The organism is Neobacillus sp. PVCKKU3, assembly GCF_058323225.1.
The window spans coordinates 1-16,287 of the sequence record NZ_JBLVQN010000044.1 but is presented as its reverse complement, the minus strand read 5'-3'; the positions used below and the strand labels follow the sequence as shown (position 1 = coordinate 16,287).

The following is a 16,287-nucleotide window of genomic DNA, read 5'->3' as shown; positions in this document are numbered from 1 at the left end:
GAGCAAAAAAATAACAAACAGGGATCGTAAGCGGATGTTGGTATCAGACGCACCGAGCGAATTAGAGAAACTGGAAGAAATTTATGAAACGTATCAGCAAATGTTTCAGCATTCCATTACAGGAGTGGTCATCACTGATCAAGACGGCAGGATTTCCGAAGTAAATCCGGCATTTAAGGAACAAACAGGATTATCGGCAAGTGATGTGGTTGGCCGCAGGCATCGGGATTTAATAATCGAGGAAATCATCGACCAAACCGCCGAACTACAGGTTTTTAAAGAAGGAAAACCTATTACCCAACTGACAAAACTCTATAATGGCAAGGAAGTTTTAGTAACCGCCATCCCTATTAAAAATAAACAAGGACAAATCATTAAAGTTGTCAGTCAGATGTTGGACGTAACGGTATTAAACCAGCTCAAGCATGAAATTTTTCAATTAGAGCAGGAGCATGAGGAGATCACTCAGCAGCTGGAAGAACTAAAATCCAATAAAACCGCCATTCATTCCATTGTCGCCTACGACATAAAAATGAAGAAAGTCATCGACCGCGCCTTACGAGTCGCTCAGCATGGCTCGACCGTTATTTTATATGGGGAATCAGGAGTAGGTAAAGAGGTTGTTGTAAAATTAATTCATGAAAATAGCAATCGGAGCAGCCAGCCGCTTATCAAAGTGAATTGCGGGGCGATTCCCAATGATCTGTTAGAATCTGAATTGTTCGGCTATGAACCTGGTGCCTTTACTGGAGCCAGCCCTAAGGGTAAGGTTGGTTTATTTGAGCAGGCCGCTAAGGGGACGATTCTCTTAGATGAAATTGGTGAAATCCCCTTACACTTACAGGTCAAATTACTAAGGGTCCTGCAGGAATTTGAAATTACCAGGGTCGGGGGGACAAAGCCGATAAAAATTGACACCAGGGTGATCGCTGCAACTAATCAAAATCTGGAAAATTTAATCAAAAAAGGAGGATTTCGCAAGGACCTCTATTATCGCTTAAACATCATTCCGATTCATATTCCTCCGCTAAGGGAAAGACCAAATGATATCGTTCCGTTAACCTATCACTTTATCCATGACATCAGACAAAAATATGGCGTCAATAAGATTTTTTCGAAAGAAGTGATGGATAGCTTTAAACACTATCATTGGCCGGGGAACGTACGAGAACTTCAAAATATAGTTGAGCGGCTGTGCATTATGATTGAAAAACCGATTATTACTGCTGAGGACATCAGAAATGAATTGTTTATACAGCAAGATAAAGAAAAAACGCAGACTGAACCACAAAGGGAAAGTGACATCATCATCACTAAGCCTAACAATTTAAAGTCCCTGAAAGAGCAAATGGAGCATTATGAAAAACAGGTCATCGAGCGTGCCTTGAAGAATTATCCTAGCATGCGCGCGGCAGCCAAAGCACTAGACGTCGATGCTTCCACGTTATCAAGGAAAGTACAAAAGTATTCTAATATTTAGAAGTAGTGCGAAAATGCAACACGTTGCAATTTTGCACTATTTTTTTGTTGTGTTTTTGCATTACCGAAGGAATGGAGCCTAAATAACCAGTCAATTTAGTTTGGCACAGAAATTGCATTATAAAAGAATAATGACCATGGGAGGGGCAATGAAATTGATTCAGGAAGAGATTCATATGGTTCGTCATTTTATCCGGTCTATTGCTGAAGATTGCTTTCTTCCTGCAGCAAAAGATGTGGACCAACTTCAAAGAATACCGGACACCCACCTCAGGAAGTTAGCAGAAAATAGATTATTCGGGACAAGTGTACCTACCAGTTTTGGCGGTGGCGGCCTATCGTGCTTGAATCAGTTGATAATGATTGAAGAGATTGCTCGCTGCTGCGGTTCGACATCCATGCTGTTGACGAATCAGGAAATGGTGATGAACCCCATTCTTCTAGGTGGTACGGAGGAGCAAAAAATGAAGTATTTACCTCCTCTCACATCAGGTGAGTTAATAGGGACGATTGGGATTACGGAAGAGGGAATCACCAGCGATCTCGAAACAGTATATACAACAGCTGAGAAAATGGGCGATTATTATGTTTTAAATGGTAAAAAGTTATTTGTGTTTAACGCTGGGGTAGCTGACATTTACATGATTGTCGCAACCATGGACCCTAGAATAAAAAATGCAGGACTTACCTATTTTATTGTCGAGCAGGGAACACCCGGACTAACAGTAGGAAGAGAAGCAGGGAAAATGGGTGTAAAAGGGATTCCAGCAAGAGAACTAATTTTAGAGAATGTAAAAATTCATCATTCACAGCTAGTTGGAGGGGAGGGCAAGGGATTTAAAATTTTGAAAGAAACGCTTAATCGGACGAGATTAAATGTGGCGGCTCTAGCTTTGGGGATTGCCCAAGGCGCTTATGAAGAAGCAATAAAGTATGCCCATAAATTTATGCGCTCTTCGAGGGAGAGTTTGCGATTTCATAATACCCAACTGATGCTGGCTGAAATGGCAACAGAGATTGAGGCTGCTAGAAGATTGCTTTACTACGGTGGAGAATTACTGGACAGCGGATCAGCTGAAGTGGCAGGTACAGCCTCAATGGCAAAGCTATTCTGTTCGAATACCACGATAAAGGTGACCACGGATGCCGTTCAAATGCTAGAAGGCAGCGGCTATACCGATGACTACCCTGTGGAACGAATGCTGCGGGATGCGAAAATCACCCAGTTTTATGAAGGCTCAAATTTGATACAAAAGCTTGTCATTGCAAGACAGGTTTTACTATAAACATAGTTAATAGATGAATAGGGAGGAAAAAAGAATGTCAAAGAGAGATGCAGTGATCGTATCAGCCGTAAGAACTCCGATTGGAAGGCAGGGTGGGGCATTAGCCAGCCTGAATGCCCATGAATTTGGTGCAGTCGTGATTAAGGAAGCGCTAAATCGAGCAGGTGTAAACGCAAATCAGATTGATGATGTTATTTTTGGAAATGTGTTAAGCGGCGGTGGAAACATTGCTAGATTAACTGCCCTGCAAACTGGGCTTTCTCTTGAAATTCCCGGTTTAACCATTGACCGTCAGTGCGGTTCTGGTATCAATGCCGTTGTTTTAGCTGCGCAGGCGATTAATGCTGGAGCAGGAGATATTTATGTGGCAGGTGGAACTGAGAGTATGAGCCGTGCTCCATATTTAATGGATCGCCCTACAAAAGCATACAGTGCAGCGCCGCCAAGTTTTCGTAAATCGCAGCTTTCACCAAAGGAAATCGGTGATCCGCCAATGGGAATCACGGCTGAAAATCTAGTAAAAAAATATAATATTTCTAGAGAAGAACAGGATGCCTATTCATTAAGAAGCCAGCAAAGAATGGCAGCCGCGATGGAACAGGAATTTTTTAAACAACAAATTGTTCCTATTGAAATTCCTGTTAGAAAAGGGCAGCCGATCACATTTGCAGTGGATGAGCACCCGAGACCATCTACGACGCTTGAAGGATTAGCTAAATTACCGCCAGCTTTCCTTGAAGGAGGAACCGTTACAGCCGGAAGCAGCTCAGGACTCAATGATGCAGCTAGTGCATTAGTGATCATGTCCCGTGAAAAGGCTGAAGAATTAGGCTTAAAGCCGCTGGCAGTTGTACGTGACGCTGCGGTAAGCGGTGTGGATCCTAATATTATGGGAATTGGTCCGGTACCGGCAACTAGAAAGCTATTACAACGGACAGGGTTAAAGATCGATGATTTTGATTTTGTAGAGTTGAACGAAGCATTTGCTGCCCAGGTTCTTGCCTGCAACCGCGAGCTGGAAATCGACGAAGCAAAGCTCAATGTAAACGGAGGGGCAATTGCACACGGCCATCCACTTGGAGCAACAGGAGCCATTTTGATGACGAAAGCCGTTTACGAATTACAAAGAACAAATAAACAGCGGGCTTTGATTACCGCATGCATTGGCGGCGGCCAAGGTATTGCAGCGTTGATTGAGCGAGAAGGATAAGTTTTTTGAACATTGCTAAAGTACTAACCGGTTAGTACCGGAAGGAGTGAAATCATTGAATATACAGGATGTAAAACATATTTCGGTGTTAGGTGCAGGGTCGATGGGACACCAAATTGCCATGTTATGCGCGTTAGGCGGGTTTTCAACAACGATCTACGATATCCAGGAGAAGGCCTTGGAACAGGCAAAGGAAGCCCTTGATTTTCAAATGGGAAAATGGGTGCAAAAAGGGAAAATCAGTCAGGAAGGCTTGGATCAGGCCTTCGCCCGGTTGTCTTATACTACTAATTTAGAAGTGGCTGTAGGGAATACAGACTTTGTCATTGAGGCGGTTGTTGAAAAGCTAGATGTTAAACGGGAGCTATTCGCTGTAGTTGATCGTTTGGCACCTCCTCATGCCATTTTAGCATCCAATAGCTCCACAATTGCTAGTTCAAAAATTGCCGATGTTACCAGGAGGCCGGAGAAAGTCTGTAATATGCACTTCTTTTTTCCAGCTTTAGTGATGGATTGCGTTGAGGTCGTCATGAGTGAGACTACGTCTGAAGAAACGGCTGCTGTCACAATGGCTGTTTGTGAAAAAATCAAACGTACCGGCGTGTTGCTGCGTAAGGAAACATGGGGCTTTATAGCCAACCGTCTGTTGTTTGCCTTAAACAACGAGGCGCTCAAGCTGTATGAGGAAGGCATCTGCGATTATAAAGACATTGATACGATTGTCAAAAAAGCATTAAACCACCCAATGGGTCCTTTCGAGCTGATGGATTTATCCGGTATTGATGTCGGCTACTATGCACTGGCTGAAAAGTATAAAGAAACAGGAAATGAAGAGGATAAGCCGTCTGCAAGCCTAGAAGAAAAAGTGAAGGCAGGGACTCTTGGCCGTAAAACCGGCAAGGGCTGGTATGAATATGAAAAAACAGGGGTGAAAGCAAAGTGAATACGCAATTAGTAAAACTGGAAAAAAGTGATCATATTGCGATAGTGACGATTGATAATCCGCCGCTAAATGTTTTAAGCGGGCAGGTAACCAGTGAGTTAAAGACTGTCTTTGATGATATTGCCAGCGATCACGAGATTGTGGTGGTCATCTTGACGGGGGCAGGAAGCCGGGCGTTTATGGCGGGAGCAGATATTAAAGAATTCCCTCAATCCATTGGCAAAGCAGGCATGAAGGACCGAGTTTTGGAGCAGCATGCCGTCTTTAACCAAATCGACTTCCTGCCGAAGCCGACGATTGCCGTCTTAAATGGCCTGACCTTCGGCGGAGGCTGTGAGCTTGCCATCACTTGTGACATCCGGATTGCCGAAGAACACGCGCAGCTTGGCCTGCCGGAAATCAAATTGGGAATCTTCCCTGGCGGAGGGGGCACCCAGCGTCTTCCGAGAATAGTAGGAGAGGCAAAAGCGAAAGAGCTCATGTTTGTCGGCGACCCTATTTCGGCACATGAAGCGGTGAAGCTTGGACTCGTGAACAAAGTTGTCGCAACAGGACAAGGAATGAACGCGGCACTGGCGATGGCCAAGAAAATCAGCGGGTATTCCCTACAAGCTCTATCTCGGATTAAAAAGGCCGTAGATGAAGGAACAAATATGGAATTCCATGCCGGAATTGAAAGAGAAGCTGAACTGTTTGGAGAGGTCTTTTTAACGGAAGATGTGAAAGAAGGAGTTTCAGCGTTTATCGAAAAAAGAAAGCCCGTTTTTGCGCATAAATAAAATGGGTAACAGTGAACATGTCAACACTCGATTCAGGTTTTTTGTACAATCTTAATTTATCTAAAAACATGATAAGGGGATGGATAGGATGAATTTTTCATATTCTGAAAAGGTTGTTAACTTGCAAAAGAGGGTAATTAATTTTATGGAGGAGTATGTTTACCCAAATGAAAAGGTGTATAAGGAGCAGCTGAATCAACAGGAAACACGCTGGTCTGATATTCCTCCGATTATGCAAGAACTGAAACAAAAGGCAAAAGCGGAAGGGCTATGGAATTTGTTCTTGCCGGAAAGTGAGTATGGGGCTGGATTAACCAATCTGGAATATGCACCGCTTTGTGAGATTATGGGGAGATCCATGATTGGTCCGGAAGTATTTAATTGCAGCGCACCAGATACAGGTAACATGGAGGTTCTTGTCCGTTATGGTACGGAAGCGCAAAAGAAACAGTGGCTTGAACCGCTTCTGGCCGGTGAAATCCGCTCCTGTTTTTCAATGACTGAGCCAGATGTGGCTTCCAGTGACGCAACCAATATTGAAACAAGCATTGTCAGAGATGGCGATGAATATGTCATCAATGGCAGGAAATGGTGGTCTTCAGGGGCAGGGGATCCGCGCTGTAAGATTGCGATTGTGATGGGGAAAAATGATCCAACCGCAAAGCGGCATGAACAGCAGTCTATGATTCTCGTACCATTAAACACACCAGGTGTGAAGATTGAACGAACCCTTTCAGTGTTTGGGTATGATGATGCACCGCATGGTCACGCGGAAATTGTCTATGAGAATGTCCGGGTGCCTGCCGAGAATATGCTTTGGGAAGAAGGAAAAGGATTCGCGATTGCCCAAGGGCGGCTTGGACCGGGCCGGATTCACCATTGCATGAGATTAATCGGATTGGCAGAACGTGCCCTTGAAGACCTCACCAAGCGTGTGCTAAACCGGACTGCTTTTGGTAAAAAAATTGCCGAGCAAGGTGTTGTTCAAGAGTGGATTGCAGAATCCAGAATTGAAATCGAGCAAGCCCGTTTATTGACATTGAAAGCGGCCTATATGATGGACACAGTTGGAAATAAAGAAGCGAAAACTGAAATCGCGATGATTAAAGTGGTTGCGCCAAATATGGCACTAAAAGTCCTGGACCGTGCTATTCAAGCATTTGGTGCTGCCGGCGTAAGTGATGATTTCACTCTTGCCAATCATTGGGCGCAGGCACGTACATTAAGACTGGCCGATGGTCCTGATGAAGTGCATCGCCGTCAGATTGCTAGATTGGAACTGAAAAAATATCAAACTCCAGAATTATCAGCAGTCCAGATTTAAAAACAATATCCGAGTTCAGGTAATGGGAGGTCAGCCCTCCATTGCCTGAACTTTTTTTTAAAAGGGAGTGAAAAAAGGAAATGAAGGAAACCTTTCGTGACACGATTGATGTGAGAAAAGGGGAGGAGCTCGATTATGAGAAGCTCCAAAAGTTTATTCAGGAAAATATCGAGGAGGCCCCTGCAGGCAAATTGGAGATTGAACAATTTGGTGCAGGTAAATCTAATCTGACCTATTTAATAAGAGTTGGCGAATGGGAGGCAGTGCTGCGCCGGCCGCCGCACGGACCTGTCGCCCCAAAAGCCCATGATATGGAGCGGGAATATACGATTTTATCGAATGTGCACCCAATCTTTTCAACTGCACCCAAGCCGTATATTTTTTCCAATGATCATTCCATAGTCGGCAGTCCTTTTTTTATCATGGAAAGAAGAAAGGGTTTAGTGCTAGATCATGAGTTTCCTGCACATGTTCCCTATCATCCTAGTTTAGGGAGTAAAATATCGGAAATCATGGTCGATCAATTAGTAGAACTGCATCAGGTCGATTACACGAAAACAGAATTACTAAACATCTCAAGGCCGGATGGATTTATGGAGCGGCAGACTGGCGGCTGGATTAAACGATACGAAAATGCCAAAACGGAAGAGGTCCCCGGTGTTGAGGAGTTAACTTCCTGGCTGCAAAAAAATATCCCTGTTTCACCAAAACCCGCCATCATTCAATATGATTATAAATTGAATAATGCGATGTTTTCTGAGGACTTTCGCAAGATGACCGGTTTGTTTGATTGGGAAATGGCAACAATCGGCGATCCGCTGGCAGATGTAGGGGTTGCCTTATGTTACTGGCTGGAATCCGGCGACCCTGACGAATTAAAAGGCGGATCTGGGATTCAACCCATCACAGCAAAAGAAGGCTTCTTTACACGCAGAGAATTTTTAGAAAGGTATGCGAAGAAAAGCGGCCATGACGTTTCAAATATTTCTTATTATCTTACCTTCTCGTACTTTAAATTGGCTGTCATAGCCCAGCAAATATATTTCCGATATTTCAAAGGTCAGACCCATGACGAAAGATTTGCTCGGATGAATCGAGCTGCTGCCAGCTATATTGAATACGCCTTGTTGTCGACTAAGTGGCTATAGGAATGATGCATGGGGACGGTTCTCTTGCCTCAAAATGATTGTTGGATTTGGGACGGATCTTATTTCAGAAATCCGTCCCTATGGATTTTTTAGGCTCTTTTCTGATTTAAATGGCTTCTTTGATGTGCAAGTATTTGAAAGAAAGCTGGCAAACAAGCAATCCTAGGTTTGGAAACCTATGGTTAAAATGAGTAGTAAAAATAATCTTGTTCGACGTGGCAGGATAGCTTAAAAAGGATGACTTATACCTAAACTAAACAAATGTGGTAAAATAAGGATATAGATTATTAAAGGAGGTTGAGTAATGACAAAGAAGAAAAATGAAACGTTTGAATGGATTAAATCAATTTTGGGTGCTCTTGTTATAGCATTTATTATTCGCTCTTTTTTCTTTACCCCAATTGTTGTTGACGGTGAATCAATGAACCCCACTCTCCAGGACAAGGACCGTATGGTAGTAACCAAAATTGGGGAACCGAAAAGATTTGATATTGTTGTTTTTCACGCCCCGGAAGGTAAGGATTACATAAAACGTGTAATCGGACTCCCAGGTGACAGTATTGAGTATAAAAATGATGTTTTATATATAAATGGGAAGGCTTACAACGAACCTTACTTGGAAAAATACAAGAAATCATTAAAAGATGAAGGAACCTTAACAGACTCCTTCACTTTAAAGGAAACCGCTGTAGGTAGTGATACTGTCCCTAAAGATAGTTTGTTTGTAATGGGAGATAACAGAAGGCGAAGCAAAGACAGCCGTGATATTGGAGCGATACCAATGGAAAAGGTAATAGGGACAACAAATGTTGTTTATTATCCAATAAAAGAGATTAAAATCGTAAATAACTAATTGCTACTTATGTATATAACAAAGAAAACTCGCAAACGTAATGCGAGTTTTTGTTAGTGTAATTATATCCTTATGGTATAGCAATAATTTTTACGAAATCAGCCTTTTTAAAAAGCTCTTTGAATAAACCAAACCAGACCAAAAGCTAAAATGGCTGCCGAGGTTCCGGGAATGACCCATTTAATTGGTTTCACCGTTAATTTCTTGATCCATAAAATAAGCGGGTATACCAACGATACAATGATTAGTTGGCCGATTTCGATTCCGATATTAAAAGATAAGAGGGACGCAGCCATATGGTTTGTGTCTAATCTCATTTCCGATAATATTCCGGCAAAACCGAATCCATGGATTAAACCAAAAGCAAAGGCAAGCCATGGCTGGTGTTTGGAGTCCGTATTAAAAATATTCATAAGCGCAACGTAGACGATGCTTAAAGCAATCGCGGATTCCACAAATCTGCTTGGAAGCTGAACAATGTCAAAAGTAGCAAGAGCCAATGTGATACTATGGGCAATCGTAAAGGCCGTGACTAAAGAAAGAATATGACGAAAGGTTTTTGCCCCAAAAAGTAAACTAATGATAAACAGGATATGGTCATAACCTGTAAAAATATGTTCCAAGCCAAGAACGACAAACTGTTTAACATTTTGCAAAAGGCTTGCCTTACCAATCTCTAATTCCCTCGATTCAAATGTAAGAATCTTTTCCTGTTGTTTCCCGTCCATTTTAATGGTTGCGAAATTGGCATGACTTGGATCGGAGTCGTCCATAAACATATTATATTCCATCACTAGTTTTTGGGGTTTATGTTCCATAGTATATATCAAGTTAATGACCGCAAATGGTTTCTCGTTAATCATCTCTATATCTGATTTTTCCAAGCTTCCTTCAATAAGTTGACTATCCGCATAAAGCTTTATATGGGAATTTATATATTGCTCCACCATCTTATTGTTAATCAGTTCCTTTTCTTCTGTTCCCTTATTTAGGGCATGGCCTAGTTCTTCGAGATCAAGTTTCAACTCGTAATCTAGTGACTTCTCTTTTACTTCCATGGTAGAAAAACCTTCACTATTATTGGTATGGGCAGAGGATGGGGCAGGCAAAAGGGAACCAAATAAAAGTAAAAAGATTAAAGTAGGCAGCCATAGCTTTTTCATTCATTCCACGTCCATTTCAAATGTTTTCTCGCAATGTTGTTGATGATTAAAGATAACGGAAAGACGAGGAGTATAAAATGCCCCTCGTCAAGATCTTTTTTAGTTTGAGTTTCTATTTATTTACTTGCTTTCATGAAAATTGGATTTGAGTAGAACCAAAGATCATTCCATGGGTTTTCACCTTTAGGATCTTTTTCTGGTTCTAATTGATCAGTGTTAGTACCACGTAAACGAATGTAGCTATCTTTATCCACATCTTTTAAAGTATAAGTAATCGTGATGTATTCACCGTCTTTTGTCCATTCATTTTCCGTAAAACGCTTCACGACTTTAGTTGTAGGATTAGAAGCAGTTGAGCGGTCTTCTACTTTCCCATTAACTTCTCCCATGATTAAGTCAACACGTTGAACATTTGGCTTATCACCATGAGAGTTTGCAGCGTTTGGATCTTTGATGCGAATTGTTACTGTTACATCAGATTTCTTACTAGGAAGTGTAAGTGTTTCACCGATTGATGCTGTATTTCCTTTTGCCTGCGCATGCAATGGTGATTTTCCTCCTGCCTGCAGTTTAACATCAAGTTCTGAGATAAGGTCACCCGTGGTAACAAACACATTACCATTACGAAGGTTTTCCATTACATCCTTATAATCTTTCTTTGCTTTAACATATGTTTTCGAATATTCACCTGGCCAGAAGTCACTTCCTCCATCACGCCAGTTAACATGTGAGTCAGAGGTAGCAGTAATCCACCAATGTCTTCCTTCACCTAACATCGAATCCCATAAACCGCCAACGATAGCTGACATTTGGTCAAATCCACCCATTGTTGGAGCGTTTACGTTTCCATACGAACCACGGGAACCTTTAGGATCAAGAGAGCCATCTGGGTTAATAGCAGCCGCCTGGTGTCCTGGCGCACCTTCCATACCGATAGAAATGTTAGGTGCGATATCGTTCCAATTACGGAACTCTTGCGGAGTATCTTGTCCCCATACACCGACACCAGTAGCAGAGCGGGATGGATGGTGTGCAATAGAAATTGGAAGTTCATCCATTTGTTTCATATAATTAAGAGCATCAATCATAGTTGATTCTGTATCCCTGCTTCCATCGTTTGGAAAAGGATCACGTTTATTGAATTTACTTTCAATATCGTAAAGCACTTGCGATTCATTTTCACCTTTTGGAATCATGAGAGTGCTGTGGTCAGCTGCTGGTGTGTCAAACTCCATTCCGTAGAATTGAAGAACTTCAGGAACAGCTGCACGGGATTTTAATAATTCAGGATAAGCTTGTTCTAAGTTAACCTTGGAATGATTAGGGCCCCCATGATCTGTGGTCATCATCCAATCAAGTCCGTACTTTTTACCATATTCGGCATTTTTAGAGATTGGATAAATTGCATCCCCACCCCTAATTGGAGTTGGAGGATTTGTAGAATTGTCCCAGCCAACACTCCACTCGCTATGCACGTGATGGTCACCTGCAAGCCATGTGGCATCCTTCTTTTTTACATCTTCATTTGAGACTGACTGTGCTTCTGCTTTTTGATTACCACCCTCATTAAATAATGTTTGGGTAGTAAGTGCAGTTGTTGCAAGAACAGTTGTTGCAATGAAAGGAATAGCCTTCTTAAAACGAGTTTTCATTTTTCCTTTGCCCCCTTATTAATAAGCTTGCTCAACAGCTTAAATATTAAATAAGTTTTATTAGGGGAGAATAAACATTCTGTAAATATTGTGTAAATTAGGAAAAATGAGACAAAAGAACTATCTTTATTGGAATAAATAATAAAAAAATGGCAGGGTACGTTTGATGCAGGTATTAAGACTTAAGGTAAATGGAAGGATTTACTTTCCGTTACCATTCCATAAAAATAATGAGAGGAAGGCAGAAAAAATTATTTTTAATGAAAAGATTTTAGGAAGGGAAGTGGTCGATAAAATGCTATATATATGGGATATTGAGGAGATCATCAGTAAAACTTTAGAAGAGCACAAATTAGATATTAATTATGAGATGAACAATAAATTACCTGCACCGATGAGTTATAACGTATCGACAAATACGCTTAAGTTTAACTACCTACAAATAAATGGATACATAGCGAATATTAACTTTAAAATTAAACAGACAGATGAAGACTGTGTCAGACTTATTCTTTATCGTCAACTCGGTTATTATTTAGATTTTAAGAAAAATAAACATGATTTAAGGACTATACATTATGGTGAGGATGAAGAAAAAGCACAGCTTCTGTCTCTAATAGAAAGGAATGCCTGGGAATATGGCAGAACTTTGGTACCTGAGAAACTAGTAAATTCATATGATATAGTACGTGAAATTGATAAAATGCTGATAAAAAACTATTAAGAAAACATGGGGACGGTTCTGCAGGCTTTTTTAAATTATTAATCAATTTAAAATGCCATGAGAACCATCCCTATGTTTCATTTTTGTTTAGCCTTTAGCCGCTTTAATTTTCTTTTATGGGTTCTTATTGCGGTATCCTTATCTTTTAAACTCGTGGTAACCACTCCGCCGCTTTCTACTACGACCAAATTATTATATCCGCCTTGATAGTTTTTATAGGAAATATTCATATATCATCCTTCTTTTATGAATAATATTTTTTGGTGCTATTCCATCTAGTTACTAACGTTAATTGTAGACTTTCTTTTTTAAGGCTAGATTAAAAAGCGGTAATGTTTTCTTAAATTATTTATAACGAATAGACCACTTTTGTGAAAGAAGGACAAAATGAAGGAGTTCCTGGGTGGAAATGTCCTTCATGAAGTCGATGAAGACCAAAACGAAGGAGCCCGGGGATGGAAATGTCCTTCATGAAGGAGATGAAGACCAAAACGAGTGAACACTGGAGCGGAAATGTCCTTCATGAAGGGGATGAAGGTCAAAACGAGTGAAACTGGGGGTGGAAATGTCCTTCATGAAGTCGATGAAGACCAAAACGAAGGAGCCCGGGGATGGAAATGTCCTTCATGAAGGCGATGAAGGCCAAAACGAAGGAGCCCCGGTATGGAAATGTCCTTCATGAAGGGGATGAGGGACAAAATGAACGAATCGTGGGCAGCAAATGTCCTTCATTCACTAGCGGGAATCCTATTAGCGAACTTTTTGAACCCGGCCATCAATGAAAGAGCGAATAGGTTGATTAAACTGTTTCAAGTATTCTTTAAAACTATCAACATCAATAGGTCCAATCCCTTTATTCGTCCCATTTTGAAAAACAGTGAAATGATCACCGCCATTTGCGAGGTAGTTGGTTACAGTTACGGAGTAGGTTTTTTCAGGCACAACCAAGGTTCCGTCATCCGTATATAAATCGACGATCTTGTCGCTGCCAGCTTTCATCTCATCCCAAGTATATTTCAAACCTGAAATCTGCAGCATTCGCACTTGGCCATGCTGCCACTGTTGATTTAACACCTGGCGGATTTGTTCTCCAGTCAGCCGCATCTTAACGAGATGATGATGAAATGGCAATATCGTTAACAGCTCTTCATAAGTGATGGTACCAGCTTGGATGTCCGCTCGAATTCCACCTGGGTTCATAAAAGCAAAATCCGTGTTCATCATGGAACGCTCGGAATCGGCAATCAGATTGCCCAAAACGGATTCACCGTTTTCGTTCCGTTTGCTGGTAATATCAAAAGCAGCCGTTCCAACAATTTCGTCCACCACAGAGGTAACTTCTGTTTCGTATTTTTCAATCAATGCCTTCATCTCAGGATCAGGTTTAATAGAGTCTTGATAGGTAACAACAATCTCCGCTTTTTATTCACAATGTCCTTCGTTACTGGGTTAATCTCCAAATCCACATCGGAGAAGGCAGTCCCGTAGGATTCAGCCTGGACTAGCAGTTTTCCATCAACCTCCGTATTAAGGTAAGAATGGCTGTGGCCAGCAAACATGACATCCACTTCATCGTCAACCAGTTTGGCAATATCTACAATCTCACCGGTCGCGGCAGCGTCGAAGGAAGACTGTTTTCCTGGATTGTGAGCCAGGACTACGATTGCTTTTACGCCTTGTTCCTTTAATTCGTCCACCGCTTTATTGATGGCTGTAACTTCTTCTATGAAGGTGACACCTTCAATTGCCTTCGAATCCACCATGCTGGGTGTATCATCCGTTACCACACCGATAAATCCAATTGGAACGCCTGCTACTTTCATAATTTTATAGGGAGGGAAAAGGGGGTAATTCGTCTTTGCGTTAAGAACATTGGCACATAGATAGGGGAACCCAGCACCTTTAAAATATTCGGACCTTTGGTTGAAACCTCCGCGAATCAATCTCAGCATTTCCTTCACGCCCCGGTCAAACTCGTGATTCCCTAACGTTCCGATATCAAAGCCGATTTGGTTTAACACGTCGATTGCGGGCTCCTCTTGTAAAAGCGAAGAGACGGGTGCGCTTGCGCCAACCATGTCACCTGCGTGAACTAGCAGCGTGTTTTTGTTTTCCTCTTTTCTTTCAGTTAAATAGGCAGCGAGATAATCCGCACGGCCGACTGGCCTTCCGTTCACTTCACGAGTTACATTTAATTGGCCGTGAAAGTCATTAACCCCAAGCAATTGAACGTGAATGCGCGTCTGATCAGTCTCGATGCTGTGGGAAATGCCTGTCGTTTCAGGTCTCCCTGAGTCCAAAACAAAAGCCGCTGAAAACACAGTCGTAAGGATCAAAGCAGGTACAGCTTTTCTGATGGCATTCCCATTAAATGCGCCTTTCACTTTTTTCCCTCCTAAATTATTTTTTAGGGTGCTGATAAAATTCATGGCGGAATTTTCATGTAAAAAAGAGTGTGAGGATGGGGGCGCAATATAGTGCTATGAACATAACCTGTCATTTCGCTAGTAATCATGCATAATGTTTTTTCCATTGAATCACCCTTTTTTATATTTTTAGTTTTCGAATAACCTGTTTGTATTGCTTCAAGGAATGCAAAGTACCGATAAAGCAATTTTTTATTTTAAAATCAGACGAAATAAATAGGATGGCTAGAGTGGGAAAAAATTTTCTAGTCCGAAAACGAAGGTCCTTCCAATAGATGATGTATCCATTTTTCCTAGACCGAACAAACGGAAAGGCATATTGGGTGCTAGAAAGAAAATCGGAAACGGTCGGGTGGTTTTGGCTATCTGAAACGAGTTCTGGAAAGTCTATTTCCTTTGAAAAAGTATGCTCAATGTGTAGACTTCCTTCGGAATAGACGCCAAATAAAAAGTCTGTTTTGGTCTCGATTAAGACGTCCCATTGAAACAAGAACATACGTGGAATCAATTTAATCCGGAGGGAACGGACAAAGTGGTGCTCTAATTTTCTTTTTATCATAACTGCATAAGTAGTCCGGACAACAACATATAGGAAGATAAAAAGATAGATAATAAGAAAGGTTTTTCCAGGATCATAGAAAGGCAGCAGGCAAAATCCTAGGATATGTACAAAAGAAATGGTTGGGTCAAATAATGGGAGGGAATCAAAGGCAATCCATTTGTTTGAAAAAGGAAGCAAGACTTGAGTGCCATGCACATTAAACAAATCAAAGAAGACATGCAGTATAACAGCTAAGAAGGTCCAAAAGAATAGATGGGAAAAAGACGGCACATTGAAAAGGGAAAAAATAATTCCTGAAACGGCAGCACTCCATAAAGGTAAAGCCAGTAGGGAATGGGACCATGCTCTGTGGTTTCGATAGTAGCTGCCTTTTCCTTTCAAAAGATACATAAAGTCGAAATCGGGGGCATTGGAACCAATGACTGTACCTAAAACAACGGCTTGTGTCAGGGCATCATCATTAGCGATCACAGGATCCATTTGAGCAAGAGCACCCAATCCCAACCCCATTAAGATGTGAGAAGTTGTATCCATTTCATCACTCCTCTCTAAATGTCAGCTTCTACTTTATTATATTTGAAGTTCGAGTCTACTTTATTAATCCAATGTAAAAAGTATATATTGTTTTTGTAATGATGCATGGGGACGGTTCTTCTGCCTCAAAAGGAGAAGAGTCGTTTTCAGGCAGCAGGGTCGTACTAGAAATCAAAGAAAGTCCGAAAACGAATGTTTTCGGAC

14 protein-coding genes and 1 pseudogene are annotated in these 16,287 nt (G+C 41.5%); 10 read left to right on the top strand and 5 right to left on the bottom strand.

The window, feature by feature from the left end; genetic code table 11:
- Window positions 1-34: 34 nt before the first annotated feature.
- From ACNQGS_RS23605 to lepB, 9 genes are all read left to right on the top strand, one after another.
- A complete protein-coding gene (locus tag ACNQGS_RS23605) occupies window positions 35-1,480 on the top strand; it encodes a sigma-54 interaction domain-containing protein (protein WP_491489456.1) in 1,446 nt (481 codons plus the stop codon).
- Between the two features lie 148 nt (window positions 1,481-1,628).
- Window positions 1,629-2,765: an acyl-CoA dehydrogenase family protein gene (locus ACNQGS_RS23600; RefSeq protein ID WP_491489455.1), complete on the top strand. Its 1,137-nt coding sequence runs from the start codon at window positions 1,629-1,631 to the stop codon at window positions 2,763-2,765.
- Between the two features lie 34 nt (window positions 2,766-2,799).
- Window positions 2,800-3,975, top strand: a complete 1,176-nt coding sequence (locus ACNQGS_RS23595; protein WP_491489454.1) for a thiolase family protein — start codon at window positions 2,800-2,802, stop codon at window positions 3,973-3,975.
- Between the two features lie 55 nt (window positions 3,976-4,030).
- Window positions 4,031-4,918 (top strand): 3-hydroxyacyl-CoA dehydrogenase family protein, encoded by an 888-nt coding sequence (locus tag ACNQGS_RS23590; RefSeq protein WP_423798363.1) that lies wholly within the window; start codon window positions 4,031-4,033, stop codon window positions 4,916-4,918.
- Window positions 4,915-5,697, top strand: a complete 783-nt coding sequence (locus ACNQGS_RS23585) for an enoyl-CoA hydratase (RefSeq protein ID WP_491489453.1) — start codon at window positions 4,915-4,917, stop codon at window positions 5,695-5,697. Before ACNQGS_RS23590 ends, ACNQGS_RS23585 begins: the two co-directional genes overlap by 4 nt.
- 88 nt (window positions 5,698-5,785) lie before the next feature.
- Window positions 5,786-7,021 (top strand): acyl-CoA dehydrogenase, encoded by a 1,236-nt coding sequence (locus ACNQGS_RS23580; RefSeq protein WP_491489452.1) that lies wholly within the window; start codon window positions 5,786-5,788, stop codon window positions 7,019-7,021.
- A gap of 80 nt (window positions 7,022-7,101) precedes the next feature.
- The gene (locus tag ACNQGS_RS23575) at window positions 7,102-8,169 is read left to right on the top strand and encodes a phosphotransferase family protein (RefSeq protein ID WP_491489451.1); all 1,068 of its coding nucleotides are present in this window, start codon (window positions 7,102-7,104) and stop codon (window positions 8,167-8,169) included.
- 34 nt (window positions 8,170-8,203) lie between these two features.
- The gene (locus ACNQGS_RS23570; RefSeq protein ID WP_491489450.1) at window positions 8,204-8,335 is read left to right on the top strand and encodes a hypothetical protein; all 132 of its coding nucleotides are present in this window, start codon (window positions 8,204-8,206) and stop codon (window positions 8,333-8,335) included.
- Between the two features lie 138 nt (window positions 8,336-8,473).
- Window positions 8,474-9,022: a signal peptidase I gene (gene lepB / locus ACNQGS_RS23565; protein ID WP_491489449.1), complete on the top strand. Its 549-nt coding sequence runs from the start codon at window positions 8,474-8,476 to the stop codon at window positions 9,020-9,022.
- 107 nt (window positions 9,023-9,129) lie between these two features.
- On the opposite strand, the gene ACNQGS_RS23560 is transcribed toward lepB, so the two are convergent.
- Both ACNQGS_RS23560 and ACNQGS_RS23555 read right to left on the bottom strand, forming a co-directional pair.
- The gene (locus tag ACNQGS_RS23560) at window positions 9,130-10,185 is read right to left on the bottom strand and encodes a HupE/UreJ family protein (protein WP_491489448.1); all 1,056 of its coding nucleotides are present in this window, start codon (window positions 10,183-10,185) and stop codon (window positions 9,130-9,132) included.
- 116 nt (window positions 10,186-10,301) lie between these two features.
- On the bottom strand, window positions 10,302-11,837 hold the full coding sequence (locus ACNQGS_RS23555; protein WP_491489447.1) for a CehA/McbA family metallohydrolase domain-containing protein: 1,536 nt from the start codon (window positions 11,835-11,837) through the stop codon (window positions 10,302-10,304).
- Between the two features lie 166 nt (window positions 11,838-12,003).
- Here ACNQGS_RS23555 and ACNQGS_RS23550 point away from each other — a divergent pair, with 166 nt between their 5' ends.
- Complete coding sequence (locus ACNQGS_RS23550) at window positions 12,004-12,561, top strand: hypothetical protein (RefSeq protein WP_491489446.1); 558 nt, start codon at window positions 12,004-12,006, stop codon at window positions 12,559-12,561.
- A gap of 77 nt (window positions 12,562-12,638) precedes the next feature.
- Here ACNQGS_RS23550 and ACNQGS_RS23545 read toward each other — a convergent pair whose 3' ends face one another.
- The 3 genes and pseudogenes from ACNQGS_RS23545 to ACNQGS_RS23535 all read right to left on the bottom strand — a co-directional run bounded on the left by ACNQGS_RS23545 (window position 12,639) and on the right by ACNQGS_RS23535 (window position 16,083).
- Window positions 12,639-12,791, bottom strand: coding sequence for a hypothetical protein (locus ACNQGS_RS23545; RefSeq protein WP_491489445.1), 153 nt, complete (start codon window positions 12,789-12,791; stop codon window positions 12,639-12,641).
- A 520-nt stretch (window positions 12,792-13,311) separates the two neighbouring features.
- Window positions 13,312-14,990, bottom strand: a pseudogene (locus ACNQGS_RS23540) (bifunctional metallophosphatase/5'-nucleotidase).
- 118 nt (window positions 14,991-15,108) lie between these two features.
- A complete protein-coding gene (locus ACNQGS_RS23535) occupies window positions 15,109-16,083 on the bottom strand; it encodes a metal-dependent hydrolase (RefSeq protein WP_491489444.1) in 975 nt (324 codons plus the stop codon).
- Window positions 16,084-16,287 lie beyond the last annotated feature (204 nt).